Genomic DNA, 24,352 nt, shown 5'->3' on the forward strand with positions numbered 1-24,352 from the left:
ACGGTTCCGATAATAATGTTAGAAAATCTATAGACCATAAATCCTAGAAATCCAGAGATCAAAGTCACGAGTAAAAAAGGAATAAAAAGGTACATTTTTGCTAACCTCCTAACTTGCACTAAATTTTTACAATGATATACTCGGTTCATACTAAATATTGGGAGGTAATAATTTTGATCAGAAAGATTCCAGCTTTTAGAACAATATCCTTAGCTCTTATCCTTTTCTTACTGGGTACGTTCGTTTACCCCTTATCTTATTCCAGTGCTACTGCTAGCTTCTCAGAAGAGGACTACCAAAAAATTGCTGAGCATATGAGAGAAGATGGGTCCTCACAGGATGATATTAACAGTGTAATTAACAAATTAAAAAATGGAGAAATTTTAGATGCGGATAAACCAAACTCAACTGCTTTTAGAACATCGGATTCCAATAACAACGGAAGTCTGACGGTCACTTCTGAAAATCCAACGATACACCAGAAGTTCGAGGATGGTTCATATAAGAAATTAAGATTAGTAATAGAACCTACGGATGTATCTACTACTGCTTCCAATGGAGCATCCTTATATTTCAAGGTTGAAGGAACAAGTGTCTTTGGAACAGCGAGTTTCAATACCTCTGCATTCATAGACACGCACATCGGTAGTAGCTACATTACTGGTGTGTCGGGCACCTCCATTCATTCCATTATGGGAGTATATTCTGACGAAAAGTTGGTAATTGATAGACTTACTGAAATTAGGAGTAAAAGTATCCCTGCAGAAGCCCATTTATCTTATAAGCATACCAGTTTCGGTGGTGTATCAGCTAAAACAAGGGAGCTAAGAGTTAAAATTGGAGATCATATTGACGATCGTTACGGAATAGCAGTTACTTTTACTGATGGCAGAGGTTCTTATCAGTAAGTATCAACCGGCCGATAAAGTCATATTCAACAAATTCAATGTTCAACGATCCCAACCCGCTTATGTACTATTAACCTTTTTAATCTAGGTTCAATATAATAATTGGTAGAACCCTTGCCCGCTTCTGCGAAACAAGGGTTCTACACATGTTTGTATGATTGTTTCTTTTACCACAGATAATTTTGAATACAAAAAACCGCCACACTATAAGGCGGCGGTAATGAGTGCATGCATGCTATTGATGATATTTTCTCCTTGGTACTATTAATGTGTTATTGGTCTGAAGACTGGCTTACCATTCATAAACAGGTAAATCCGGACGTATTTCAGCATCTCTCTCCAGCAAAATCCATTCGGAATCGTGGCTTTGAGCATATCTAAAAATGCCTTCTACACAGTCAGGTAAATCAAAACTCTTAAGATTTTCATCTTTATGTGGAACATAAATGAAGAAACCATTAATGTCAAAGCCAGCCTCTTTCGGGTAATATGAAAAAGTTCCAAATTGACCTTGAAGTAGTGCGTTATTAATCTCTTCGGTAATGTGACTGATACTTAGTACAAGCATTGTTTCTTTTTCAGGTTGATGCTGCAGCAATGAAGGGTCGTCTTCTGCTGTCTCAAACATGATTGTTGAACCAGCTTTATCTTCACCGAGTATTTCTTCAGATTCTTCACCCTCATCTGAACGCTTTTTATATTCAGCATATGAAATACCGGTCCAAGCTTCGAAAGCAGCAGCTGCCCTTTCAAATGCATTAGCCCCGATATAAGGTTTGATTTCTTCGATAAGGTCTCCATGTATACATACAAATAGAACGATCTGTGTACTCATTTTATTCCTACTCTCTATTAGATTTCTAGATTTTAATTTTTTTGAGTAGCTATCAATCTGATATTTACTTGTTGGCTGAGTCATTTTTCTTGTTGAGTAAATTCAAGAGATCATCTAGCTCTACTGATTTCTTGATCACGTGCTCATCTTGAAAATTAAAGTCATGTTGAACTACTAAACATTCTAATTCTCTTCGCCTAACTTCAATGAGGTCATTCAATTCAATATTTTGCAACATTGGTATTCAGCTCCTTGAAGAAGAATGAAAAAACGCAGACGAGTAACGTCTACGATTCTTGTTGTTTTATTCTGATTCACTTTGATGTGACAGTATCTGTTGCTTCTCGATAGGGTATGTTTTTACCTTATACTTATGTTTAAGATTTATATACGACTTGTGGTGGGCTATTCGCTGTTCAGAGAACAGTGTATTGAAATAGGAAATCACTTCAAGAGCCGCATATTTATTGGTAAGGAGTTTTTGAGGTTCCTTGCTAAGCTGCTGTATGCATGCTGCACCTGGGGCAATCGGGTCATCGTCTAATAACATATCGGGAAATGCTGAACAGACAGGATCAAGAATAGTCTCGTCGTTCCAACGAATCCCGCAGACAATTTGTCCGGTCCAGCCGGTAGCATTATAGGCTTCTCTTTCTTCAGAAGTCCAGGAATCCATAGAACGTTCGTCCTGAGGCACACGAGAACCTTCAACCCCTGCATCCACATAAATCATATAAGGTTGCGACATGAAGAAGGCATGCATGAGCTGGCGGCTAAAGTTATTATCCACGGTACCAATGAGTACTGGGATTTTCATGTTACAGTAGTAGTCCTTAAGAAATGCATCATCAAATAATGCTTCCATTGTTTCTAAGGTACTTACATATTGCTCTGCATAAGAAAATACAGGTACTTCATAATGTCTCCCGTATCGCCTTGCTAGAACGTCTGCCTTCTTCTGTCCTACATCGGAGGGTAGAAATAATTGATTTTTGAGATTATGTTTTTCAACGATATCTGGATCAGCTAGAAGATAACTACCCTTAACTGAGAAGATATTCATGAGTTGCGTTAATTGTTGAACCACAGCAGATCCGTTTGCACCGGTTCCTAATTGAACGATTTGGAAAAGGGGTTTCATGTCTGGGTGAAAGATGATCATAGCGCACTCTCTTTCTGAATGCGATAATCATAAGCATTTGTTGCTGGAGGAAAAGGAGAAGTAAACACCTTATTGAGGTCTACCAATTGATATTGACCATCTACAAACACACGACAAGAGATCTTAGGAAAAAAACAATCTAGTCTCCCAATAATCGTATATAAGCATCTGCCAATCTCACTGTTATTGTCCTGCTCTGATGGGGTTATTTCTAAAGTGTGATGAGAATGTAACTCCATTACTTTTATCATTTGAGCATCATCAATTTCGGTTTTCTCAGGGACAACATTCTCTGATGAAACTACTTGATGTGGGATTGAAAGATGATAGCCTTTGACATGATGAAAGTAAATCTCACCATAAATTTCTAATTGATCCTTACTGTATTCCCTACATAGAGAGATAAATTCCTCAAGGATAATATACGGGATTGGCGGTAATTTAAACTGTATACCCTCATGCAGTTGATCACATACAGGCACGTATGATGCTTTTGTACAGACCGAGTAGACTTCACCATCCCTGATGTGATACACATGTCCGTCAGCAGAGGGAACATACATATTGTATTTCCGATCAGCAGCAGCTTCCTTTAGAGACGTAAACACTCCAGTGGATGCTCCTCTTTTACGGCCGTGAACCTGCGGTATGATTAGGTTATTAGGGAATAAGGTTAACGTTACATAATCTCGATCGCTCATTTCGCCGTACTCTTCAGCTAGTTTAAGCCTCAAGTCTTCGGTATTTATAGTGCGCCGGCCATCTTTTGCTTCCGGATCTTCAATACCTTGTTCAATTTCCTCGTTACTAAAGTATTGGGTTATGGGAGTCAACTCACCATCATATTTAATGTGTGTTTCGAGATTAACTTCTAAAGTCTCAAATGTTATATTTTCTTTCTTGGTAGCCGGCTTATTCATCGAAAGTTGATTCTTTCGTTGTTTCCGTTTTTCGTTTTCTACAGTAGTTGTTGTTAACGTTGTTTGTTCCTCCGGACTCAGAAATCCGAACAAATCGCCTTGAACAAAAGTATTATCAGTCATTATTAAACCCTCCAATTAGATCTTCGTTTGTTTTTCTAATAATTGTTGAATTGTTATTTTTTCAGTGAGAAGCCAGGCATCCGGGAAATCTGTATCCTGCATCTTACTGTATAACTCACGTAACTCTGTGATCCCAGAAGTGTTTCGATGCCCATCAAAGTAACAATTTGTACTTGGAGATCCAAAAAACAAATTGTGCAATGTAGCGCATTGGTTTATATCTGTTATCGTGGGTAGTGAATTACCACCCATACAAACAGAGCCGTTGGTCACATTGGCATAAGGGTACTTAAATAATTCAGTGTCTGAACTGATTCGGCTCTGCTTTACCGCAAAGCAGAACATTTGATCTACCCTTCTGCTTTTCATATCAATTAAATAAACAAATAACAAATGAGGGTGACCTATCTTTTCTAAAGGATCATTGTAATAGTACATATCCCATTTTTGTTTTGGGACACTGCAGACTACAATTTCTTTTTTTGATTTTTCCATACGGATATACTTAACAATTCCTTTATTCATGAAAGGTGTCTCGTACGAAGGTTTTCCTACTTTCCTTATCCCGCAAATACTCAATCTTTCCATACCTTTTCGATGACCTATGATAGTAAGAGGATGTAATTCTCTCAGCTCGGTATCGATAATGGCTTCAGCAAATTGGTTGAAGGTCATCGAGTAGTCAGATAAGACGACATTATTTTGATTCTTTATTTGAACTTGGCACGTTGGTATAGAAGAGTGGACTCCTTCACTCCAAGTAACACTATAGTGTCGTCGGGAATCTCTATTATTCATGTATATCGTCCTTTTCGAGATACTCACTGATTAAGGCTGCCATCTTCATTAAATGCTCAAGAAATTGGCTGTGGTATCCATAGTAATTTTCTTCAAGATGAAGGGTAATAGTGTCGTCGATTATTTCAATGTTTAAGCTGGCCATCGAATAGTCACAGTTCACCCTTGTTATGAAAGGTTGAATGGATTGCGTGTATTCACTCTGGCTCTGTAATACCAATGACAGTTCTCCACCGGATATAGCATATTTAGCTTCGTCTTCATTGTGAGGTATTCTTTTTATATCGAACTTATGAAAAACCAGTCTAAGTAACTCGTCGAAAATATCAAATGTCGGGCCAATTCCGTAAGTGTTCCAGATTCGCCATTCCTTTGCTGCGCTTAAATTTGTCGGGTTTATTCCATAATCATGAGCAAGCTTAAGCATCCGAAAATTATCAGTAGATGACCTTATAGACTCTATATCTTCATTATTGAACATCAGCATGAGAATGTTTCCTTTCTCTTTTAATTAAATGAAGTCATCATTACTTTCAGTTCGCATATATCTGAAGTGTCCGCAATAATGTCTATGATTTGTTTGTTCGTAGAATATGTTAAAGTAATTGTTTTTTGCATTTTGTTCATAATCCCATGAATATGCGTTGTCGTATGAATCTAGATAAAAGGATTGATTCAACACGGTGTTAACATCCTCTATGGAGAATGATGAGAAATCAATTTCATTTAGCGGTGTATCACTAAAGATCAATTCAACGATTTTATAAAGCTCCTCCTTCGTTGAGGTGCTATTCTCTTCATGTTTCTCTTTTAATGATTTCTCGAATTTATTCCAGTCCAATCGGAGGAATTCCATATGCTCGCCACCTTTGAAGTAGAATAATAATGGATGCTCCCTTCTATAAAGGAAGCATCCATTCATACTTGTCTATTTTCTACGGTACGGTAAGATAATTTGAATATTACCCTTACTCTCTTGTGGCTCTATAAGAACTGGACTTAGTTCTCCAGTAAAGCTGATCCGGACCATTTTCGAATGGTAGGCTTTAATTGCATCCAAAAAATATCTTGTATTAATCGAGATATCAATTTCGTCACCAACGTAATCTTGGACAAAAATCTCTTCAGCTACGGATGCAAATGAAGATTCATGCGTTTTCAGCTCAATAGATGCAGCATTGTTAGGGTTGGTTTTTATGAGGGTAATTCCCCCATCGTTGCCTTCCGCTTTAACAATATACTGTCGTTCTAGAGAAGCAAGTAGCTCGGTACGATGTACCAAGAAACTAACTTTCATTGAGTCCCCATCAGGACGAATTCTACTTACATCAGGATAACTTCCCTCGAGAATGGTTGTACTGAAGGTTGTATTTCCTGACTTAATCACTAATCTCCCTTTAACTAAAGAAATATCCACCTTGTTACTTCCAATAAGTCTCGATATTTTTTCGAGGGGCTTAGCTGCTATAGTTATTCCACCATTCCCGAACTCTTGAATAGAATCCGTTTGGTAAGAGGCTATGGCTAATCTATGCCGGTTGGTTGTAGTAAAGACAAGGTCTTGCTCCGTCAGGTTAATATTAACGCCAGTAAGAATAGGCGTGTTTTCGTCCGTGGAGGCTGCGAATAAGGTTTTATTTAATAGATCCAGAAAGTGAGAAGAATCCAATTGAAGGAGAGCCTTCCCCTTCGGAATGACAAACTGGGGGAATTCTACAGCACTCAGACCCTGCATTTTAAAGTTTGCGTTCACTTTTTCATCAACTGACGTTACTTTAATCAGTTTCTGATCCGTCAGTTTTTCATCAGGATGATCAGAAACGGTAATACAGACTGCGGACCCCATTTTTCTTACAATTTCAATAATGAGTGGTGGGATCATTACTGACCCTACCTCATCTACGCTTAATTCATTTTCCTTCGACGGTATGAAATGCTCCGTTGAATTCACGGTATTATCCGTAACCAAGTTTAGTCCTTTTTTTGTTGCATGAAATTTGATATTCATACAGATCGGTACTCTTTCAGATTTCTCTAATGTCTCTTTAACTTTTGTTAAGCCATCCAAGAGTGTCTTCGTTTTCATTGTAATTTTCATGTTAAAATCTTCCCTTCTTTTAGTTAAAGTAAGAATAAAAAAAGACATAGCCTACTCTTGATCAAGTAGATTATGTCTTTAACTTTTTCGTGTCCCAACTCCTAAAATAGTAAGCAGGCTTGCAAGTAAACCATTAAACTGGATAACATCCATTAGACCGACAAAGTAAATACGCTTTTCTACTAAGTTGCCAGTCCGTTTCGTTTGGGTAGCAAAAATAATCTTCCCGTATTCTTCTGATACTTCTCCTACCATAGAAAACGAATTCTGGGATAGGTTGTATTTCGCCATACATATCTGATGTGCTAAGAATAGATTGTCCGGACATATAGCACGGATTAACTTAGCTTTTGATTTCTTCCAAAGCTTGCTTGCTAGCTCATTTGCATGTTGTAAGTGTTTATAGCAAGTAGAGATAAATGTCACCACTCTGGTACGTCTGTCTACTGCAGCAGCTAAACATAATATGGACCATGAATCTTCTGACATATCTGAGCCAATTCTTCGCCAGATCTGTATTTCAGTATTCTGATCAGCCTCATGACTTGCTTTCAAGACTTCGCTTGTGATCTGGCTTTCTTTACTTATGTAACTACAGACCTCTTTGTTTTTTACCCAATATGATAACTTCAAGGTCGGCATACCTGGAACGATTGCGGAAATTGCGTCCCAACCGTATTGATTCCTCTTTTTCAAACGAAACTTGAACATCTGTGATAACCTCCTGAAATTTTGTTCAATATGCAAAAAAAACGCATGATTCCGCTTTGTAAAGCGAATCCATGCGTTTAGATGCCAAATATTGAGTTTTAGACTTGTTGGTGAAATAAAAAAGATTCTTAGCATTGAATCAACTTGATTATTGATTCAATATGTATTGCCATCACTCTATTCAATGAAATAAAGTGTACACAATCTTATTCTTCATCCTAATGAAAATACATTAGTCCCAAAATGCTATCCAATCCATTATCATCTCGTGGAGTACATAATTTAAATAGCATTGAAGAATACAAAAACAAAAGAATTAGCTTTATTTTACACTAATATTTATGAAAAATAAAGTTTCATTCTTGAGTGTTCAATATGGTATAGATTAATGTCGGTCCTGAACTGACTAGACAATAATTAAATATCTAATAAGTGACTTCGAAATAGTTGTCTTACTCCGAATACATGATACTCTCGATCTGTAAGAAACATATTGACTGCGGAGTTGAGAAAATAATGAAATACCCATATATGGATCAAGCATTTGTACATAAGGCAAAGCAAGTAGAGAAGAGATTTAGAAAACGAATTCAGTCAGGGGAGCATTCCTATAGGACGGGCATGGGGTGTATTTTAGGGGTAAAAGAAATCACCGCTCAGCATATTATCTTTAAAATCAATTCGACCCAGGGCGTTCATAGAATTACAAGAGTTCGATTTCGCCAGGCTCTTACATATGCGTTATTTTATCGCAATGTCAGTAGAAAAGAACTGGAGAAATTCGACCCATTCACGTCACACTTAATGGCTTTGTTAAATGCTGCATTAAGTGACCTTAGCTCCAGGATTATTACTCTAGCTAATCGAAAATTATGCCTGGTCATAAAAGGTGTTCGATACTTTTTTTCGGGTTTAGAGGCATCACCAAAAGATAGAGAGCTGATTTCTAAGTTAGGTGGTAAGTTTGTACTTCTAAGTAATTACTATCTACGCGAGTATAGTGAAGAGCGAATCTACAATATACTTAATCACTGTCATGATCTGGGGCTACATATCATTATTGATTCAGGTACTTTCAGCGTGATGAAAGCTCAACGTAGGAATAAGGATGTTGATCCGATATGCCTGAAACAATACAGTACCTTGATTCAGAAGATTAAACCACTCATTATCGGCTACTTCAATTTGGATGTTGAGAACCTTAAACAGACAGAGGAGAACTTTGAATATCTCTCTCAATCCGTAAAGATCCCACCTTACCCTGTCTGGCATGAATCTTATGGTTGGGATACGTTAGAGCGTTGGGTAAATAGCTCAATACATCTTACCATTGCAATCGGTGGAACAGTTTTTATGTTATCTCAAAATCAAAAACGTAAGTTCTTTCAAAAGATATTCAGTCAGTATAGTGATCGGCAGACTTTTCATTGGTTGGGTGGATCCAATGGGCTACTACATGAATTCCCGTTCCTTTCTACAGATTCTACAGGATATAATGTGGGCAGAAGATTCAAGCGTTTGCTGCCTCTAAACTCATCCCAGAAGATAGCTGCAGCATCTATGACATCCATGGAGTGCTTGGAATATAACATCAGGCAAATGGTTAAGCTGGAAGATTCCCACGTACCGTTACAAACAGAATTTATGATTTAAACATAAATACGAAAAAAAGAGGTTGGACAAATGTCCAACCTCTTTAATGATTAAAAAATCAAAAATCAAATACTAACTGATCTTGAATAATAGCCTCACTATTTTTCATCTTTATCCGTACAGGTGTTGTTTTGTATTGGATGATATCTATCTTTAATGTTTTCTCTGCTTTAGAAACGGAAATCCCTTGAATATGATCCATACCAATAGAATTCTTTTCTTCCACTTTTCTCGGTATTTCTGGTTCAAAATCAGAAACACCACATAATCGTTTGGTCTCTGCTGTTAAGATTTTGAAGGCTTCACTAATAGCCGCAGGATAATCTTCTTCGGAAACAACGTTGAGTTTTTCATCAATATCTTTCTCAGCTGCACTTTTCCAAGTCTCCGTAAGTTCCGCTGCAGATAGATTGTTCGCTAAATCCCGTGTTAGTCCGGATTCATTGTCCGTTGCGAATTTTGCAATCTTATCTGAACGTTCAATTCTACCTTCTACTAATAAAGCAGCAATTCTTTTCTTCATCAGATGCTCGAATTGTTTCATCTGATGCGTATTTTTAGCGACATAAAATCGTACTGTACATTCCTTGGTTTGGCCTATTCTCCACGCTCTACGTCCGGCTTGCCGAACGGCATTTATATCATCATTTAGCTGCCAGAACATAAGGTTCGGCCACTCTAGCAAATCTAAGCCAACTTGGACTAACGCTGCATTCATGATCAGCACCTTAGTCCCTTGTTGCTTTTGTTCCTCTAACCAATCGAACCTGCCCATACTTGTTGTAGTGGACTTGTCCAGGATGGTAGCGTCGATGTTCGCCTCTGAAAGGATCTTTTGTATTCGCTCATTGGTCTTATATTTGTTCGTGAAGTTGGTAAAGATAATACATCCTCGATCATTAGCCAGCTCTTTCCGGATATCCTCTACCAATTTCTGTTCTACTGCAGTTGTATAACTTTCATCAAACACTTTAGGGGAAACTCGTGAGAGTAGTTTTCCTTTATCATCAGTAAACTCAACAGTACAATCATGGCTTGGTTGTGCAGCATAATTCAAAACAGCAGAAGTGTAGTAAGACCAAGCCTTACTTCCTAAATCAGACTGTATTTTCATACATGTATCGTACAATTCCTGTTCAAATTCACGGTATGCTTGACCATGTTCATCTTCCAGATCGACAATTACAGGTTCTTCTCTTAAACTCACCAAAGGTAATCCTAAATCAGAAAGCTCAACGAATACTGACTTATGAAGTAGGTGCTTCGCGACCAATTGAGGGGCGATGCCCGGTTTCTCTTTTAGAGAGACCTTTTCAGCACGACGATTCGTCGTACGGCCGGCATTTCCATCATTCACATCATGGTAAGTCACTTTTTCAAGAACGCCGTATTTTTGGGCCCATAGCTCTTTAGATGTGGAGTGTTCGAAACCCTCGTTAATAAGGGATTGAGGATCTGATCGCCACAACGTAGATTGAATAGATGATGAAATTCCGCTGGTTAGTGTTCCGGTGAGAAACATTGCTTTGCTACAGCTTTTTAATAGTTTGTGAAAAGAAAGTCCCCGCCCACTATTTGAAGCCTTCATTTGTTGGATCTCATCAAATATACCTAGCTTGAAATGGCCCTTCAGGTGTTTTTGGAAGATTTCTGCAATCATCCAGCGAACCTTGTTTCGGTCCTCTCCCCGACTTTTTAATGCTGGCCGGGCTAATGTACAATTTTTCTTGATCTTGTGTTTTTTTGGTTCCTGATCATCTTTGATTGAAGGGGACTTGCATTCACATTGGAGTTGTCTTATGAAGGAAGTATATCTGTTGACATAACTGCGTGGTAATCCAGCAGGTGTAATTGTTTTATCTAAGCGTGCTTCGTTTAATTCCTCAATTGTTGGTGGGTACTTCGGATATTCAACAATATCTTTCCACGAAGCAACAATGCCAGCTTCAGCATCTTTTGGTTTAGGGGATTTAATTGGTTGATAACAATCTGGACAACGCCAATTTTGTGTTCTATGGTTCCAGATCGCGCTACAGATAAATTTATTAGCGGTAAGCTTCATTCGATCCGTTGAGACTAACACAAATTCAATGGTACCGGATGGGACTTTGCTTTCTTTACTCTTGACCTTGCGTACGTAATCAAGAGCATCTTCAGTCGAGTTAATAACCCGTATCCGTGTATGATGTTCGCCTAACACCTTAGGGATCTCTTCTCCTGCCCATTTAGGTATCGTTATTGACGGGGCAGTAATTAAAACAGAAATTCCCGAATGACTCCCCCGACTATGTTGTTCTTGCGATAATACGTAAGATGCTGTTAAGGACATCTGCGTTTTACCACACCCCATGTCAGCATTTAAGAAAGCGGAGTATCCCTCTTTCAAAATTGTTAGGATCCCCATTACTGCTCTTGCTTGTGCAGGAAGACAGATGCGATTGGTCATGCCGATATACTTCGTGTATGTCTGTCCATTATATAGTGGCTTTAAGTACATCTCCATCTTGGTAGAGAGAATTTCTGCATTTTTCCGGAGATAGTCTTCAGTTGTCATTCCGTCATCAAATACCACATTTGAGGTCGTATTGGTCGAAGAGAAAACATTGAGGGTACCATCAATGATAGCCTGGTCAATACAAGATAAGACCTCCTCTTCCTTCATCGTATTAATTTGAATGGTGGTAATCGTTTCTTCCATATCATCAAGATCCGTTTGAATTGTTTTTATGTTAGTCCATTTATCCTTTGGAATAAGCGAAAGGTATAAATCTGCCCAATCACGAGTTTTTGGTAAGTTGAATTTTTGAGCAATGAATTGACCTGCAAGTTCATTGATGTTTCCTCGAGACATTAATATTCTTGGTGGATGAGCCTTATTGTTAGCGTCCGCCTCCAAACAAGCTTCATTGTATTCTTGGACAATGGCCACTCTTGGAAGTAAAAAGGTATGACACACCTTGCTATGAACTTCTTCGATCCTTCTATAATTTCGTGTACTTTTGTAGAATTTCACCTCACCAGAGAAGAAATTGGTTACCATAACCTCTTTTTGTTCGTAAAACAAAGCATGAATCGCGCGGCAAGCACTTAAGCTGCCGGCAAGGGAAATCCCAATTAAAGTTAAGTCATCTTCATTTAGTAGAATCATTTTGACAAAGGCCTCAAATACTTTGCCTTCCTTTTCTGTTCTAATAATGCGTAAATCCTTTGTTATATAGAGTAGAAATGCCTCAAATTCGCTTGATTCGGGCCTATCCATGCTACCAGAATACATTTCATATAATGAAGACACCGTATGAGGACCAATCGGATACTGTTGAATAGATTCCCACCCTTTACGGGAGGGATTACTACAGTATTCTTTGATACTGGCAATCATCGGTCTGCTCATTTGTTTTAAGGAAGGATTCATTTCAATTAAACTCTCGTTTTTTTCTAAGATGGATGTTGTCATAAGTTGCGATAGCTCTTAATTTGAGGCTATCTTTCCTCTCTTTCAATTATGGATTTTAATTATTTTAGGTCGATATGTCCATTTGGAGTGAACACGCGAATTATTGACTTTCTTGTATAACTTTCTATCGTTTTAGATGTTCTTGTTTCCGGATCGTATTCGGTCCTTTTACTAAGGTGGGATTCATCTTTAGCAACCAACAAGTGGTCTCCCATATGTTCAGGAAGAGCTCCGGATTGGATTGCTTGAACCTGGTGAGTGATCTTAAGTGGCATTGCTGGGTTCTGAATATGATCGCTTTGTAGACGTACATCATCTACTAAGGAGAAAATTTTATCTAAGAATCGAATTTCCTTACTTGAGTTTTTCACATCATCAATCGTTACAATTGTCGATGTGAATATAGTTGTGGGTTTGACTTGTGGGGGAACCACATAGCTTACATCGTCCTCGGTATCTAATGGTTTTAGACACTCTGGACCGCGATATGAAATGTCATTTAAGTATTCTATGAGGTGTTCTTTGTTGGTGGAGTTTTTTTGATGGTTTTTCTGGGAACCACGTAGATATCCAAATACAATCACTTGCTTAAAGTCATAGTAGTTGTCGTCTGTAAAACGATACACTTTTATATCCTCGAGTCTGGAAACAATGATCTTAGACAGTTCCGCTAATGTATACTGTGGCACATTTAAAATAACAAGTGCTGATGTAGAAAGCATGTTATTGGATTGGGTAAGATCTTTAAAAAACCGATATTCACTTCTTTCATTCTTTAACTGCATAAATGGAGGGTTTAGATACATTAATGAAAATGTATCATGACTTATGCGTGTGTCTTCATATCCACACTGTAGCAGATGGTCAACATTCCTTTTAGCTTCATAAGCTCGAGTTTTTTCGATCTCAATCCCATAAGATTCAACCAAGTCCTGGTTTGAAAAGTGGTTTTTAATTTGAAGTAATGCTGAGCCGGTACCGGCACAAGGATCAAATATAGAAAACGGATAATCGTGTTCTTGATGCACACGTCTTAAAATTAGTTCCATTTCTTTTGTAGGGGTAGGATAAAATCCTCCCTTTGATTCACTACCAAGTCTGGCCATTGTATATCCTCCTCTGATTGTTTGTTGTTGAACATTAAAAGAAAGAGCCCACTTAGTTGTGGACTCTCATTTGAATTTTTAGAATTCACCTCCAGGCCGTAGTAAACCAACAACCTTTATTTGTTTGAAGGTACTTGGATAATCTGTCCTGGATGGATTGTTGCATTGATTTTATTGATAGATTGAATGAGGGACACAGCTTGTCTTGGATCACCATTGTAATAACGCTGGCTGATGTCGTACAACGTATCACCACTCTCAACAACGTAACTTACGTACTCTGTGTCTATTTGATTGACATCAGTGAATACATTGATGGCAAAAATCGAGATACAGACAATAGAGACAGAAGTCATCCAAACTTTAGTCCTGCGGAGAGAACGTTTAAGTTTTAAACAGATTTCTTCGAGCCCCTCAAGGATTTTAATCATTGTAAGTGCGAATAGACGAACTGTTCTTCTTTTCATTTTTAATATGCCCCCTTATTTGGAATAAAAAAAGGCAGTGTCCTGTTTTAGACACTGCCAAATTTATAAAAAAAGAGAAGTCTTCCGCCTAATTGGACAGAAAGACTTCTCTTATATCAATAGATGATTTGAGATTTTAAAAAAAACTTGATATTTCAACTTAATGGTTTGTTAGCAAAGGTTTACTCATTTATGAAGTAATACCATGCGTAACCGTAACGTCTTCACAGGCGATGCTGCAAACGTCCCCTCAGAGATCTATACTTTAAAGATAAAAGTATATCCTGAATCAATTCCTAATAGTTATCTTCATCTGCTTGATGTTCATAACGTGCACGAATTGAGTTTATCTGAGGTAAGAAAATGATATATGCCGCTATTGTATCATCATTTTTCGGTTAACTTCAAGCACATCATTGTTTACATATCGGTGGCTAAAAGTAATGTCTTCTGATTTCTAAATTAACTTTAAGAAAGTTTCTAAATCAAATAAAAGGGTAGATATTCACTTTAAATAAGCGATTATCTACCCTTTCTTTAATTGTTATTGAAGTTTGCAAGCAATGACGCGGTTGGGAATCCAGTGATTTGTGTAGACCCGTCTGTTGAAATAAGAATTTCTACATCACGAGAAACAAAATCAGTGTAGGAGTATCTGTTGCTGATGAAATGTAATGTTTGATTATCACTCCCATGTAGTCCCTGAAAAGAAGCAGCTGTTGAATCAAAACGGCCATCAATCAGAACATCGATGTTGGCCAAGATATCATTGCCGTATTTCAAATTACGAATCTCATTCATATAGAACCCGCTAAATACAACGATCGTATACCCAAGTCTCTTTAGTTTTGTGGTCATTTCAAGCAATGCTTTCGGTTGAAGGAAAGGCTCTCCCCCACTTATTGTGATATCACTTACTGTATCCGGAATGGAACAGATGATCTGGGATAACGACATACTCACTCCGCCATCAAGGGAATGAGTTTTAGGGTTAAAACAACCTGGACATTGAAACTTGCACCCTTGAAAATGGATAACCGTTCTAACTCCAGGTCCATTCACTTCGGAATAAGGAGTTATTTCGTGGATCTTTATCATCATCTTAGGGTACGGCCTCCTCTTGTTACTGACTTGTTTTTGGTGCGACTTGAAGCAAGTTTATACTCACTTTTGAATGATCGCTCGGAAACCTTACCAAGGCCTTTTTCATAAGGTTCTGTTGCAGCTTCGCAACCGTCCCCGTTATATCCGATAGCTTCGATCGTTAACTCACCATCTGGACTGATTAATATGATTACTTCCTTCATATATACTCTCCTCTTTAATTAGCTTTGTTGAATTCTCATTTTGATAGCGCCGTTAGGCAGCTTTTGTTTAATGATGGTATGCCCCTGGCTTTGAGCAACCATGACAGCGACTGCAATCTGATACTCCTGCAGTAACCGGCCGGCATTCTTACCGATCTCCTTTTCAACGTGTCCTCCCCACCAATCGGTACGAAGTTCATATTTCTTTTCGACTTTAATGACACCAACGTCATAGGGACCTTTTAACTGAATAACGTAGTCGGCGTGAAATTCTTGGGCCTTACTGTACGCTCGAACAACCCCACCTTTAACAAATGTCAGTTTTAACTCTTTGACTGCACGCTCAAGTGCAGGAATGTTTGTAATGATTGTTTCGATACGAGATGTGTGTGACATGTGAATTCCTCCAATAAGTTAGATTAATAATGTGTTAGATTATGAGAGCCTTCTGGAAGGTCTACTTGTTGACTCAACTTTTCTACGTTGTGGCTTTTTAGTCACCGGTGCTGATGCACTACGAGCATATTGATTAGCCCATTCCCGCATAGCACTGATTTCATCTCGTCGTTGGCTGGACAGTGGAATCGTTTGATCTGCAGCCGATATAAGATGTTCAGTGAGAAGTTCACTTTTTTCGAAGAATGCTAAGGCAATACCGTCTACAATGACTTGTTCCAGCTCAGCACCTACAAAACCGTCTGTGACCTGAGAAACACTGTCCAAGTCGAAGTCCAGGGCAGTACGTCCGCGTTTCTCGAGATGGATACTTATAATCTCTTTCCTTTCATTCGGGTCAGGAAGATCGAACCAGAATATTTCATCAAACCTTCCCTTCCGTAGCAATTCAGGAGGTAGATTGGTAATATTATTGCCCGTGGCCAATACAAATACATCTTGTTCTTTCTCTTGCATCCAGGTGAGTAATTCTCCAAATACACGAGAGGTTACACCAGAGGAATCGTTCCCTATACCAGAGAGCGCCTTCTCAATCTCATCAATCCATAGAATACAGGGGCTCATGGCTTCAGAAGTTCGCAGAGCGGTCTGCATGTTGGCTTCGGATTCTCCAACATACGAACCAAATACTTTTCCGATATTGAATCGTAAGATGGGTAATTCCCACAGGTTTCCCAATGCGCGGGCTGAAGCGGACTTTCCGCCGCCAGAAACACCACAGAGTAGAACCCCTTTAGGTGACTGCACACCAAACTCCTTGGCTTCTTCGGAAAAGGCTTCCTTTCGAATGGCTCCCCATTTCTTGAATTCACTAGCTCCCCCGATATCGGATATTTTATTGCTAGGGGGAATAAATTCTAAAATACCAGTCTTCTTAATGATACTTGCCTTTTCTTGTTGAATAGTTTTAACCGCTTCTGCAGCAAATTCCCGGTGTTTGGTCCAGGCTAATGCGTAGACATTTTCAGCTTCCGTCACAGTTAATCCTAAGGAATTCTTTAGAATCAGAGATCTATATTCCGCATTAATCTTGACATTTTGTGGTTTGGTAAGCCGGTCTAAGATTTCACCGTACTCACCAATAGTTAACGGACTAAATGTTGTAACAGCGATTTCCTTCTCAACTTCTGGAGGAATCACTGTTTTAGGGCTGACAAAAACGATGTAATTTGTAGCAGCCACGCATCCCTTAATCGAATCCTTAAGTAGTTGAAGAATATATGGATTGTCCATGTAATGGTGGAAGTTTTTAAGGACGTAAATTCTGTTAAACACGTCCTCTTCATTGATAAATTCCAACGCCTCTTGTGGGGTAGTCTTGGTTGTTCCAGCAGCATCTTCGGATATAAATTGTGATGAGTCTTGTTCTTCAGATTGAATCGGTTCACTGCCTTCTTCAACGAAGTCTTCGGTATCTGAAAAGGATTCTTTAATGTGGTCCACAAAGCCATTAGTACAGGACCAAACTTTCATGGATAGATGAGGATCATTAGCAACGATATCGGATAGAGAATCAAGACATCTTTGTTCCTCGAATGTATTGATCCAAATAGCCGGGTAGCATGCATGGATATAATTCTCAATAGTTTTAGTTTCACTCATTTTTGAACACTCCTCAGTTTTTTTGATTTTTATAAAAAAGAAAAGAGACCTTACCCCTTTTTCGGGATAAAGATCTCAGTGTGAAAACTATAGTTAGTCGAATAAGGATAATTGACGTGTGCCACGACTTCGAGGCTTTCGTTTGGTTTTTAGTGATGAAACGGCGTGAAGCATACGTTTCATATCAGTAATGGATGAGTTCATCTCTTGTAGATCGCTAGTGAGTAGGCCTTGATAATCTTGAATGACATCAAACGAAAGGTTGGTCTCATTCACAATACTTGAGATTTCAGAAGGTGTTAAACTTTCCCGATTCTCATAAGCATTTCTTAAATTTGTTAAAGCCGAATTCAACTGACTCACTGTGGCTGTACGGACCAGGTCCATTGTATCTTTGGTTTTAATGAGAGGTATCATATATGCTGAGCTACACTCCAGAAGATTTACAAATCTGACGAAGGCACGCAATGTTTCCTCATGTTTTATAGGGATAAAGTAAACGCCCCCAGATGTCTTTACCATTACCGGCGACATATTTTTAATGGACGATATACACATGTGACGTACTGCAGAATCGTCATGGGTAGTTTGGTATTGTACAAATAACTCTTGTACCCTATCTACCAACGGTTTAATATCCGGATTGATAATATCTGAATGTAATAGACGGATATCTCTCTCGAAAGTGATGACGGCCTCGTTTGTGTTATACTGCAATTTTTCGTCTTGTTGGGGATCAATTACCTCCCTTACAATGCTCCGGACAATGCGTTCAGAGTCATTAACAATTTCACGTACGAGAATTCTCTCAGATCTCTTACCATCCTCCGCTGCTTGTTTGCTTTCTATCGCTTTGGTGGATCTTCGGAATGCATCGGGGATCCTTATTTGGCCAGGCAACAAGTCTTCATCAATTCCCGAAACTCTAACGTGTGACTCTAATACGTTTCGGTCAATTAGTTTTAATCCGATAGAGTACCATACTAGGTAACCCATCAGCTCCACATTATCTTTGTCTTCCATTCCAACTGCAGTAATTTCCTGTGCCATTTCCAGCGACATTTTTCTCATATTTATCGATCCCTTCAAGGTTAGTTATTATGGATATTGAATGAGAAGTCCAATTGTTCATAATGGACTGGCTTCATTCTGGTTGGTAAGATGATTTTTATTTGTGACTGCACCTCGGCTGATGAGTAAGGAGCAGCTTTTACTTGTGATTGTCGGAATTCATTGAAAAAATCAAGCGGAATCGTTTTAATCAAGTCTGCAGATCCATCTTCATTTAAACGTAAATATCGAACAGATTTTGTGCGCAAACTTGCGATCCACTCAACTCCACATTCCGAACAGTACCACTGCCTACCACCTCGGTAGAAGCAGTTCCCATGGACGATGTGTTCAACGTTGAATGGACAACACCGGACAGAAAGAATTCTTGGTTGTAATGAATCTATATTGATACTGCCTTGGTAGTTGCCATGAATCCTTGAAGATTTTTGTTTCTTTCTCGGCATTACAGGCATCTCCTTTGAATAAAAAAGGGAAACCCTTCAATGAAGAAGGATTTCCCTTTTGATATTTTGGTAAATTCATTCACAAGTATGATTCAGAGAATCAATGAACCTGAATTAGAATGGCAGATCATCGTCAGAGATATCGATTGGCTCTGGATTCCCATACTGTGAATTATCATAATTTGAGCGTGAATTAGATTCAGTTTGACGATTAGTCTGATGGTTATTATTGCTTCGGTTTGATTCAAGAAAACGAACATTATCAGCAATAACCTCTGTAACGTAGACCCGTTTTCCTTCATTATTTTCGTAGTTTCTGACCTGTAATCTACCTTCAACCGCTACTAATCTACCTTTTCTACAGTAGTTTGCTACGGTCTCAGCGAGTTGTCTCCATACTATAATCGGAATGAAATCTGTCTCTTGTTCACCTTGATTCTTATATGGACGGTCTACGGCAAGCGTAAAACTCGTTACAGCTACTCCCGCCGGCGTATACCTCAAATCCGGGTCTTTAGTTAATCTACCCGTCAGGATTACACGGTTCAACATAGGTCACTAGCCTCTTCTCTTATCATTGTCTTAATGCTGATTGATATACATCTATAAGGCCTCGAGAAATATTGTTTACTCCTTCAGCCCAGGTAGGTGATTGATTACCAGAGCCATAAGCCTCCAATACTTCATCCACCAAATTGTAGTCCAGTTCTTTAGATAGGTTCTCCAGGTATTCAATACCTTGCTGAAACTGGTTATTCTCAATGCACAAAATTAAATGGACCAATGCATCTCTTTTTTTGGAGTCGAGATATTGAAGCCATTCAGCCCAGATCCAATCATGGATTTTTTTTATATAGTTCTTGTCACGAACTTTCTTTTGAGGGGTTCTATTATCTAAAAAACCGATTAATTTAAGCTGAGTAGCACTTAATAACTCAGCGGGATGCTTTTTATTTCTCCGCTTCTGGAGCTTCGCTAAATTAACCCCGTTTTTCTGACGAAGGTCATTTAGGATCTCTTCTCGAGGTCGGTTCTCTACTTTTTGGATAAAATCAAGAATCCCCCCGTTTTCTGCGCAAGTGAAGCATTTGTACACACCTTTTAAGCGGTTTAATGAGAGTTTATATTTGCCTTTGGACAAGCTATCACCGCACCAAGGACAACAAAATTCAGTTTGCTCTTTATTAAGTGTATTGGATCTTACTTGCAGACCGGCCGATACAGCATAGTCCACAATATCAGGCAAGTAACTTGCGGTGCTCATTTTGATTCACCCCTTGGATGTAAGAATGCGGGATCTGAACCCAGTCCCTTTTCATCGTTATCTTTTTAGACATGAAAACAGTTCTAGCTGATGCAATCTCTGGCTGATGACTAAAGATAGTCTGGAAGATATACAAAACCACCTCTGTATGCCAGCACGATCGTTTAAGTTGGATTGCGGGACATTCATGTGCAATGACAATCTGACCCTTTATGTAAGTAGCTGCAACGAGATAGTTACCTTCCCCTTTTGAAGAAGATAATGCTACAAAAATAGTGAGCGGGTTTGTCTCGTTCTGATTTTGTTGTGTAAATACAGCGTGTACTTGATCAAGTTTTTTTGGTTTTTCACTCCTCACAGGAAATTCCTCCTTAATTTTTTTATTTATAAAGTAAAAAAAGCCCACATCCGTTTGGGATGTAGACTTTTTGGAAGATCACCTAAAGTGATTATGTATATAAAATTAAATTATCGAAAGCATGATGAAACCAAGTAATTAAGATAGGAAAAGTAAACTCTTAACTGATCCTTCCACATAATATTGCCCTTTCATAAATGAATCCGCAATTTTACCAATGACTCTTGATATACAATTTGTATATCGATCCATTAATTTCACTATAGTATTATCATCGTCTTATAGACGTTCATAATGATGTGAAATAGTATTGGTACCAGGAAATTAAATATACGTTAATTATACTGAGATATTGTTGCTGTATCAAGTGAAATAATGTATTTCATCTTGTTACGTCATCTTATCTTGGATTTAGCATATGAACTAGGAAAGTCTCTAATCTCCCAAAATCAGTTTCTCCGTAACGAGTTTTAATATTCGGTGCTAGTTCTAATTCGCTTTTCCTTTGTCCAGGTGCTGTCTCTTTCGATCCTTTGTGTAATTGGAATATTTCCCAAGGGACTGCGTTTGTGATTTGATTAAACTTCTTATCAAGTTTATCACAATAACCGGTAGCATTTATACTTTGGACTGGAAATGCAAAGTTCCGATATAGCATGAAATTGTTCTTCGTATAGTTTTGAATTTTAGTTGAAAAGTAGGCAACTCCATCATATTCTTCAGATTGTTGAATCCACTGTAAAAGTAATTGAGGAATTATATATTCAGGTTTAAAACTGTCTTCAGGATTCAAAACACGAACCGAACAGCATAATATTAATGGATAATGAAGAATATAGGTTCGAATCATATCCTTGTAGCTTTTAGTTGTTGAGTCTGAGCAATCCAGTTTAAGAAATTCCTCGAGAGAGTCTGCAATTACCGCCGGAGGAATAGATATATCAAAGCTTCTTAAATTTTCAGTCGGTAAGAAGAGGGAAGTGTGCGTACGAATTAAGTCTGGTCGCCCCAGTTCTTCCCAACAGGTAAGTGGAGTTGATCCTAGATATAGGCAGGGTAAGCCAGGGATACTGTATCTATTTGTTTTTACCCACCCCCTATGTTCAAAAGGTATGTGAAACATTTGATTCCTACTGTACTGGTTATTTGAATTTCCAATTCTCATTTTGAAATATAATGTGTCTTGATTACCGTACCCTTTAAGAAGAGGAGTAATATTCAAACCTGCAAGTTTCTGCATACAATCGTCAAGTGCCTTATAGGATGAACCTGGTAATCCTTCGTAATAGCTATCTAAGGCCGATTTTAAGTCGTCACAAATTTTTTGTATTGTGTCTATTTCCTGTTCATTTAAGATTATTGAATAACACGAACTCTGTTTTATACTTGTGCAAAAAAAATCAAGCTTGTCTTTCATAAAACGTATAAAATCTACCTGTGATTTCTCTCTGCTTAAAGGTAGATTTAAATCATTTCTCAGGAATTGAACTAATGGTGAGAATACTTTAGCCCAATCTAGAAGATTTTTCACATGTTGCCTCGATTTGAACTGTTCCATAACACCAATCTCTCGATTATGAAGGGAGAATTCTGGACGAGGTATTAGCTTACCGTATAAGCTAAAGGCGATTTTGCTAATCTCATCCTCACAATAATGTTTGCTCTTCATTTTTTCTTCAATTTCATTGACTAAATGTGTGTAATCTTCTTGCAATCTAATCCCCCAAACAATTAATGTAACATTAGTATAATCCTTGATCGGGAAACTAGCCTAGCATTCTCAAAAAAAGCATCCATTCTCTTAAACAAGAAAAGGATGCTTTACGTAGGTTATTCGGTTGTACAATTAAACCGAGAGGGACTGAGAGGTTAATTGAGCGTGCTTAACAAACGTTCGGCTGCTGGATTGGAAACAGGTTGTATTGGTTCCTGAATCAGTTTTGGACGACTTTTAAATGGAGGGATAAGCTCAGATTTTAACTCCCCGTTTTCAACATAAGAGAAGCTAACAGAGAGATCTTCTTTCAGAAGATTATGGTCCGTTGTTATTCTAAATAAATGAGTTTCCTTAATATCTAGAAATGCGTTTGCTTCAGTTAACTGACTTGCGACAATAAGAACCTTTTCCTTATTATCCCCGAACCGAATCTGATTCAGAACCTTCTCACGCTGGCCCTTGTCTCTTAAGGTAGCAATCTGAAATTGCATGCCTCGGACTGTGCAAAGGGCATCAAATGGAACATGTGAAGCATCCATCTGGGTAGCTGGATCTACTTCGTAAAAACGTGAATAAAACTGGGAAACCATTAATTTACTTAGAACCTCTACCGTTAGAGCCTTTTGAAACTTCGGATATCCAAGTAACTTACGAGCCGGATTAGATAAGCTATAGATTGGTAACAATTTATTATTCTCTTTTCCTGTCATCGTGTGCTCAACCAGGTATCCTTTATCCAACAGGAAAGAAACGTTCTTTTTTCCTCGTCTGATGTTCCCAGGGTTCAATATTTTCGCTAATTGTACCCTGGTTGCAAAGTAGAGGAACCCCATCTTCTCTACCACCAGTCGTTGTGCGGTATTCAATGTTGAGGGCTTTAGTTTGATCGTATCAGAGGGCTGCCGTCCCCAACTTATAAAATACTTGTTGCCTATATGAAATGGCGAAAGATCCGAACTCATGATGAATGTCCTCCCTGTTTTAAAGGGGAGACCATGTTGGCCTCCCCTTCGTTTGGTTTTAATCGTAAAGGCGTTAAATGGCAAATCAATCAGAGTTAAATCACTTTACTTTGGATACTGCCACCCATTTCACTTTTCGTAACATCAATTCGTTGCACTCGAACACGCACGGTATCTCCCTTTTTAACTTTACCTACCTTCGGTTTCGGCTGCCGGCACAGGATGTCTACCCCTTCTGATAAGTTGACGAACACACCGTACTCAACAACGCCCGAAACGCGGCCCTTGTAGATATTGCCCTCCGTGTATCGGGTAGCGCATTCTGGCCAAGGGTTTTTGTAAAGCTGTTTGCTGCTTACTTTCAGCGTCTTACTTTCCTTCTCCAATCCGATGACCTTAACCCGAATGCTCTCCCCAGTTTTATAACGATCATGCATGTTGTCGATCCACTCATAGGATACCTCGTCCGCTTGAAGGTATGTTTTGATGGCACCAACATCCAGATGCAAAGAGCGATTATTGACTCGAGTAATTTTAGCTTCAATGATCATATTCTCTCGTAGCCGATCCCAAGTCAGTCCTTGAAGATGGTCAATAGCCTGTTTGCTTGATGCGCCAAAAATTGCTGAGTTACGGTCAAGTTGAAGAACTTTATAATAGATTGTTGTACCGACGGCATCTCTCAATTGTGCCCCATTTTCAAACTCAGTTTCGTCGATAGGGATAATTCCTTTGATATGACCTACGAATACAATACCGCATACCTTGCCAGCGTGAGTTTCAACACCATCCAGTTCAGCTTGCATAATACTTCGGTTCTGACGGGCTTGATAGACCAATTCCCAGGCTTCTTGCTCAATTTGACTTTGCAGCTGCTCCTCATTTTCGTTTACAACCTTCAACAGGACATCATTTTGGACAATATTACTCATTA

Annotated in this window: 25 protein-coding genes; 2 read left to right on the plus strand and 23 right to left on the minus strand. The window is 38.6% G+C overall.

The features are described 5' to 3' along the window. Window positions 1-173: 173 nt before the first annotated feature. Window positions 174-908, plus strand: a complete 735-nt coding sequence (locus tag P364_RS0114605; RefSeq protein WP_024630847.1) for a hypothetical protein — start codon at window positions 174-176, stop codon at window positions 906-908. A gap of 292 nt (window positions 909-1,200) precedes the next feature. Here P364_RS0114605 and P364_RS0114610 read toward each other — a convergent pair whose 3' ends face one another. From P364_RS0114610 to P364_RS0114650, 8 genes are all read right to left on the minus strand, one after another. Further along, complete coding sequence (locus P364_RS0114610; RefSeq protein WP_024630848.1) at window positions 1,201-1,743, minus strand: DUF5983 family protein; 543 nt, start codon at window positions 1,741-1,743, stop codon at window positions 1,201-1,203. Between the two features lie 64 nt (window positions 1,744-1,807). Continuing rightward, entirely contained in the window at window positions 1,808-1,981 is a 174-nt protein-coding gene (locus P364_RS36890) for a Spo0E family sporulation regulatory protein-aspartic acid phosphatase (protein WP_081717991.1), read from the minus strand. A gap of 66 nt (window positions 1,982-2,047) precedes the next feature. After that, on the minus strand, window positions 2,048-2,905 hold the full coding sequence (locus tag P364_RS0114620) for a ThiF family adenylyltransferase (protein ID WP_024630849.1): 858 nt from the start codon (window positions 2,903-2,905) through the stop codon (window positions 2,048-2,050). Further along, window positions 2,902-3,948, minus strand: a complete 1,047-nt coding sequence (locus P364_RS0114625) for a hypothetical protein (RefSeq protein ID WP_024630850.1) — start codon at window positions 3,946-3,948, stop codon at window positions 2,902-2,904. Before P364_RS0114625 ends, P364_RS0114620 begins: the two co-directional genes overlap by 4 nt. Before the next feature lie 15 nt (window positions 3,949-3,963). Continuing rightward, entirely contained in the window at window positions 3,964-4,746 is a 783-nt protein-coding gene (locus P364_RS0114630) for a hypothetical protein (RefSeq protein WP_024630851.1), read from the minus strand. Further along, on the minus strand, window positions 4,739-5,233 hold the full coding sequence (locus P364_RS0114635; protein WP_024630852.1) for a hypothetical protein: 495 nt from the start codon (window positions 5,231-5,233) through the stop codon (window positions 4,739-4,741). Before P364_RS0114635 ends, P364_RS0114630 begins: the two co-directional genes overlap by 8 nt. Before the next feature lie 441 nt (window positions 5,234-5,674). Next, entirely contained in the window at window positions 5,675-6,844 is a 1,170-nt protein-coding gene (gene dnaN / locus P364_RS0114645) for a DNA polymerase III subunit beta (RefSeq protein WP_024630854.1), read from the minus strand. A 78-nt stretch (window positions 6,845-6,922) separates the two neighbouring features. Beyond that, window positions 6,923-7,555, minus strand: a complete 633-nt coding sequence (locus P364_RS0114650) for a hypothetical protein (RefSeq protein WP_024630855.1) — start codon at window positions 7,553-7,555, stop codon at window positions 6,923-6,925. A 516-nt stretch (window positions 7,556-8,071) separates the two neighbouring features. On the opposite strand from P364_RS0114650, the gene P364_RS0114655 reads away from it, so the two are divergent. Further along, the gene (locus tag P364_RS0114655; protein WP_024630856.1) at window positions 8,072-9,208 is read left to right on the plus strand and encodes a hypothetical protein; all 1,137 of its coding nucleotides are present in this window, start codon (window positions 8,072-8,074) and stop codon (window positions 9,206-9,208) included. 58 nt (window positions 9,209-9,266) lie between these two features. Here P364_RS0114655 and P364_RS0114660 read toward each other — a convergent pair whose 3' ends face one another. From P364_RS0114660 to P364_RS0114730, 15 genes are all read right to left on the minus strand, one after another. Beyond that, window positions 9,267-12,662 carry a hypothetical protein gene (locus tag P364_RS0114660; protein ID WP_024630857.1) on the minus strand — a complete coding sequence of 1,132 codons (3,396 nt, stop codon included), beginning with the start codon at window positions 12,660-12,662 and terminating at the stop codon, window positions 9,267-9,269. A gap of 59 nt (window positions 12,663-12,721) precedes the next feature. After that, complete coding sequence (locus tag P364_RS0114665; protein ID WP_024630858.1) at window positions 12,722-13,768, minus strand: DUF6094 domain-containing protein; 1,047 nt, start codon at window positions 13,766-13,768, stop codon at window positions 12,722-12,724. 116 nt (window positions 13,769-13,884) lie between these two features. Next, entirely contained in the window at window positions 13,885-14,235 is a 351-nt protein-coding gene (locus P364_RS0114670) for a LysM peptidoglycan-binding domain-containing protein (RefSeq protein ID WP_024630859.1), read from the minus strand. A 537-nt stretch (window positions 14,236-14,772) separates the two neighbouring features. Further along, window positions 14,773-15,336, minus strand: coding sequence for a 4Fe-4S single cluster domain-containing protein (locus tag P364_RS0114675; RefSeq protein WP_024630860.1), 564 nt, complete (start codon window positions 15,334-15,336; stop codon window positions 14,773-14,775). Beyond that, window positions 15,333-15,542: a DUF2997 domain-containing protein gene (locus P364_RS0114680; protein WP_024630861.1), complete on the minus strand. Its 210-nt coding sequence runs from the start codon at window positions 15,540-15,542 to the stop codon at window positions 15,333-15,335. Before P364_RS0114680 ends, P364_RS0114675 begins: the two co-directional genes overlap by 4 nt. Window positions 15,543-15,560: 18 nt before the next feature. Next, on the minus strand, window positions 15,561-15,938 hold the full coding sequence (locus tag P364_RS0114685; protein ID WP_024630862.1) for a DUF1257 domain-containing protein: 378 nt from the start codon (window positions 15,936-15,938) through the stop codon (window positions 15,561-15,563). Between the two features lie 39 nt (window positions 15,939-15,977). Beyond that, on the minus strand, window positions 15,978-17,600 hold the full coding sequence (locus P364_RS0114690) for an AAA family ATPase (RefSeq protein ID WP_024630863.1): 1,623 nt from the start codon (window positions 17,598-17,600) through the stop codon (window positions 15,978-15,980). A gap of 93 nt (window positions 17,601-17,693) precedes the next feature. Next, window positions 17,694-18,671, minus strand: coding sequence for a DUF6744 family protein (locus tag P364_RS0114695; RefSeq protein WP_024630864.1), 978 nt, complete (start codon window positions 18,669-18,671; stop codon window positions 17,694-17,696). 20 nt (window positions 18,672-18,691) lie between these two features. After that, window positions 18,692-19,117: a hypothetical protein gene (locus P364_RS0114700; RefSeq protein ID WP_024630865.1), complete on the minus strand. Its 426-nt coding sequence runs from the start codon at window positions 19,115-19,117 to the stop codon at window positions 18,692-18,694. Window positions 19,118-19,231: 114 nt separating this feature from the next. Next, the gene (ssb, locus tag P364_RS0114705; protein ID WP_024630866.1) at window positions 19,232-19,669 is read right to left on the minus strand and encodes a single-stranded DNA-binding protein; all 438 of its coding nucleotides are present in this window, start codon (window positions 19,667-19,669) and stop codon (window positions 19,232-19,234) included. Between the two features lie 22 nt (window positions 19,670-19,691). After that, on the minus strand, window positions 19,692-20,381 hold the full coding sequence (locus P364_RS0114710) for a CHC2 zinc finger domain-containing protein (RefSeq protein WP_024630867.1): 690 nt from the start codon (window positions 20,379-20,381) through the stop codon (window positions 19,692-19,694). Beyond that, a complete protein-coding gene (locus tag P364_RS0114715) occupies window positions 20,356-20,739 on the minus strand; it encodes a hypothetical protein (protein WP_024630868.1) in 384 nt (127 codons plus the stop codon). Before P364_RS0114715 ends, P364_RS0114710 begins: the two co-directional genes overlap by 26 nt. 400 nt (window positions 20,740-21,139) lie before the next feature. Beyond that, window positions 21,140-22,453: an RES domain-containing protein gene (locus P364_RS0114720; RefSeq protein ID WP_024630869.1), complete on the minus strand. Its 1,314-nt coding sequence runs from the start codon at window positions 22,451-22,453 to the stop codon at window positions 21,140-21,142. A 155-nt stretch (window positions 22,454-22,608) separates the two neighbouring features. After that, entirely contained in the window at window positions 22,609-23,418 is an 810-nt protein-coding gene (locus P364_RS0114725; protein WP_024630870.1) for a hypothetical protein, read from the minus strand. Between the two features lie 95 nt (window positions 23,419-23,513). After that, the gene (locus tag P364_RS0114730) at window positions 23,514-24,350 is read right to left on the minus strand and encodes a S1 RNA-binding domain-containing protein (protein WP_024630871.1); all 837 of its coding nucleotides are present in this window, start codon (window positions 24,348-24,350) and stop codon (window positions 23,514-23,516) included. Between the last annotated feature and the right edge of the window lie 2 nt (window positions 24,351-24,352).

It is taken from the genome of Paenibacillus sp. MAEPY2, from assembly GCF_000499205.1.
Lineage (GTDB): Bacteria > Bacillota > Bacilli > Paenibacillales > Paenibacillaceae > Paenibacillus > Paenibacillus vandeheii.

Bases quoted from the DNA above. Each gene is read 5' to 3' on its own strand.
- P364_RS0114630 (WP_024630851.1), bottom strand. From the start codon at position 4,746: ATGAATAATAGAGATTCCCGACGACACTATAGTGTTACTTGGAGTGAA.
- P364_RS0114700 (WP_024630865.1), bottom strand. From the start codon at position 19,117: ATGCCGAGAAAGAAACAAAAATCTTCAAGGATTCATGGCAACTACCAA.
- P364_RS0114730 (WP_024630871.1), bottom strand. From the start codon at position 24,350: ATGAGTAATATTGTCCAAAATGATGTCCTGTTGAAGGTTGTAAACGAA.
- P364_RS0114655 (WP_024630856.1), top strand. From the start codon at position 8,072: ATGAAATACCCATATATGGATCAAGCATTTGTACATAAGGCAAAGCAA.
- P364_RS0114695 (WP_024630864.1), bottom strand. From the start codon at position 18,671: ATGAGAAAAATGTCGCTGGAAATGGCACAGGAAATTACTGCAGTTGGA.
- P364_RS0114620 (WP_024630849.1), bottom strand. From the start codon at position 2,905: ATGATCATCTTTCACCCAGACATGAAACCCCTTTTCCAAATCGTTCAA.
- P364_RS0114650 (WP_024630855.1), bottom strand. From the start codon at position 7,555: ATGTTCAAGTTTCGTTTGAAAAAGAGGAATCAATACGGTTGGGACGCA.
- P364_RS0114670 (WP_024630859.1), bottom strand. From the start codon at position 14,235: ATGAAAAGAAGAACAGTTCGTCTATTCGCACTTACAATGATTAAAATC.
- P364_RS0114610 (WP_024630848.1), bottom strand. From the start codon at position 1,743: ATGAGTACACAGATCGTTCTATTTGTATGTATACATGGAGACCTTATC.
- P364_RS0114690 (WP_024630863.1), bottom strand. From the start codon at position 17,600: ATGAGTGAAACTAAAACTATTGAGAATTATATCCATGCATGCTACCCG.
- P364_RS0114675 (WP_024630860.1), bottom strand. From the start codon at position 15,336: ATGATGATAAAGATCCACGAAATAACTCCTTATTCCGAAGTGAATGGA.
- P364_RS0114710 (WP_024630867.1), bottom strand. From the start codon at position 20,381: ATGAGCACCGCAAGTTACTTGCCTGATATTGTGGACTATGCTGTATCG.
- P364_RS0114680 (WP_024630861.1), bottom strand. From the start codon at position 15,542: ATGAAGGAAGTAATCATATTAATCAGTCCAGATGGTGAGTTAACGATC.
- P364_RS0114665 (WP_024630858.1), bottom strand. From the start codon at position 13,768: ATGGCCAGACTTGGTAGTGAATCAAAGGGAGGATTTTATCCTACCCCT.
- ssb (WP_024630866.1), bottom strand. From the start codon at position 19,669: ATGTTGAACCGTGTAATCCTGACGGGTAGATTAACTAAAGACCCGGAT.
- P364_RS36890 (WP_081717991.1), bottom strand. From the start codon at position 1,981: ATGTTGCAAAATATTGAATTGAATGACCTCATTGAAGTTAGGCGAAGA.
- P364_RS0114625 (WP_024630850.1), bottom strand. From the start codon at position 3,948: ATGACTGATAATACTTTTGTTCAAGGCGATTTGTTCGGATTTCTGAGT.
- P364_RS0114725 (WP_024630870.1), bottom strand. From the start codon at position 23,418: ATGAGTTCGGATCTTTCGCCATTTCATATAGGCAACAAGTATTTTATA.
- P364_RS0114660 (WP_024630857.1), bottom strand. From the start codon at position 12,662: ATGACAACATCCATCTTAGAAAAAAACGAGAGTTTAATTGAAATGAAT.
- P364_RS0114635 (WP_024630852.1), bottom strand. From the start codon at position 5,233: ATGCTGATGTTCAATAATGAAGATATAGAGTCTATAAGGTCATCTACT.
- dnaN (WP_024630854.1), bottom strand. From the start codon at position 6,844: ATGAAAATTACAATGAAAACGAAGACACTCTTGGATGGCTTAACAAAA.
- P364_RS0114685 (WP_024630862.1), bottom strand. From the start codon at position 15,938: ATGTCACACACATCTCGTATCGAAACAATCATTACAAACATTCCTGCA.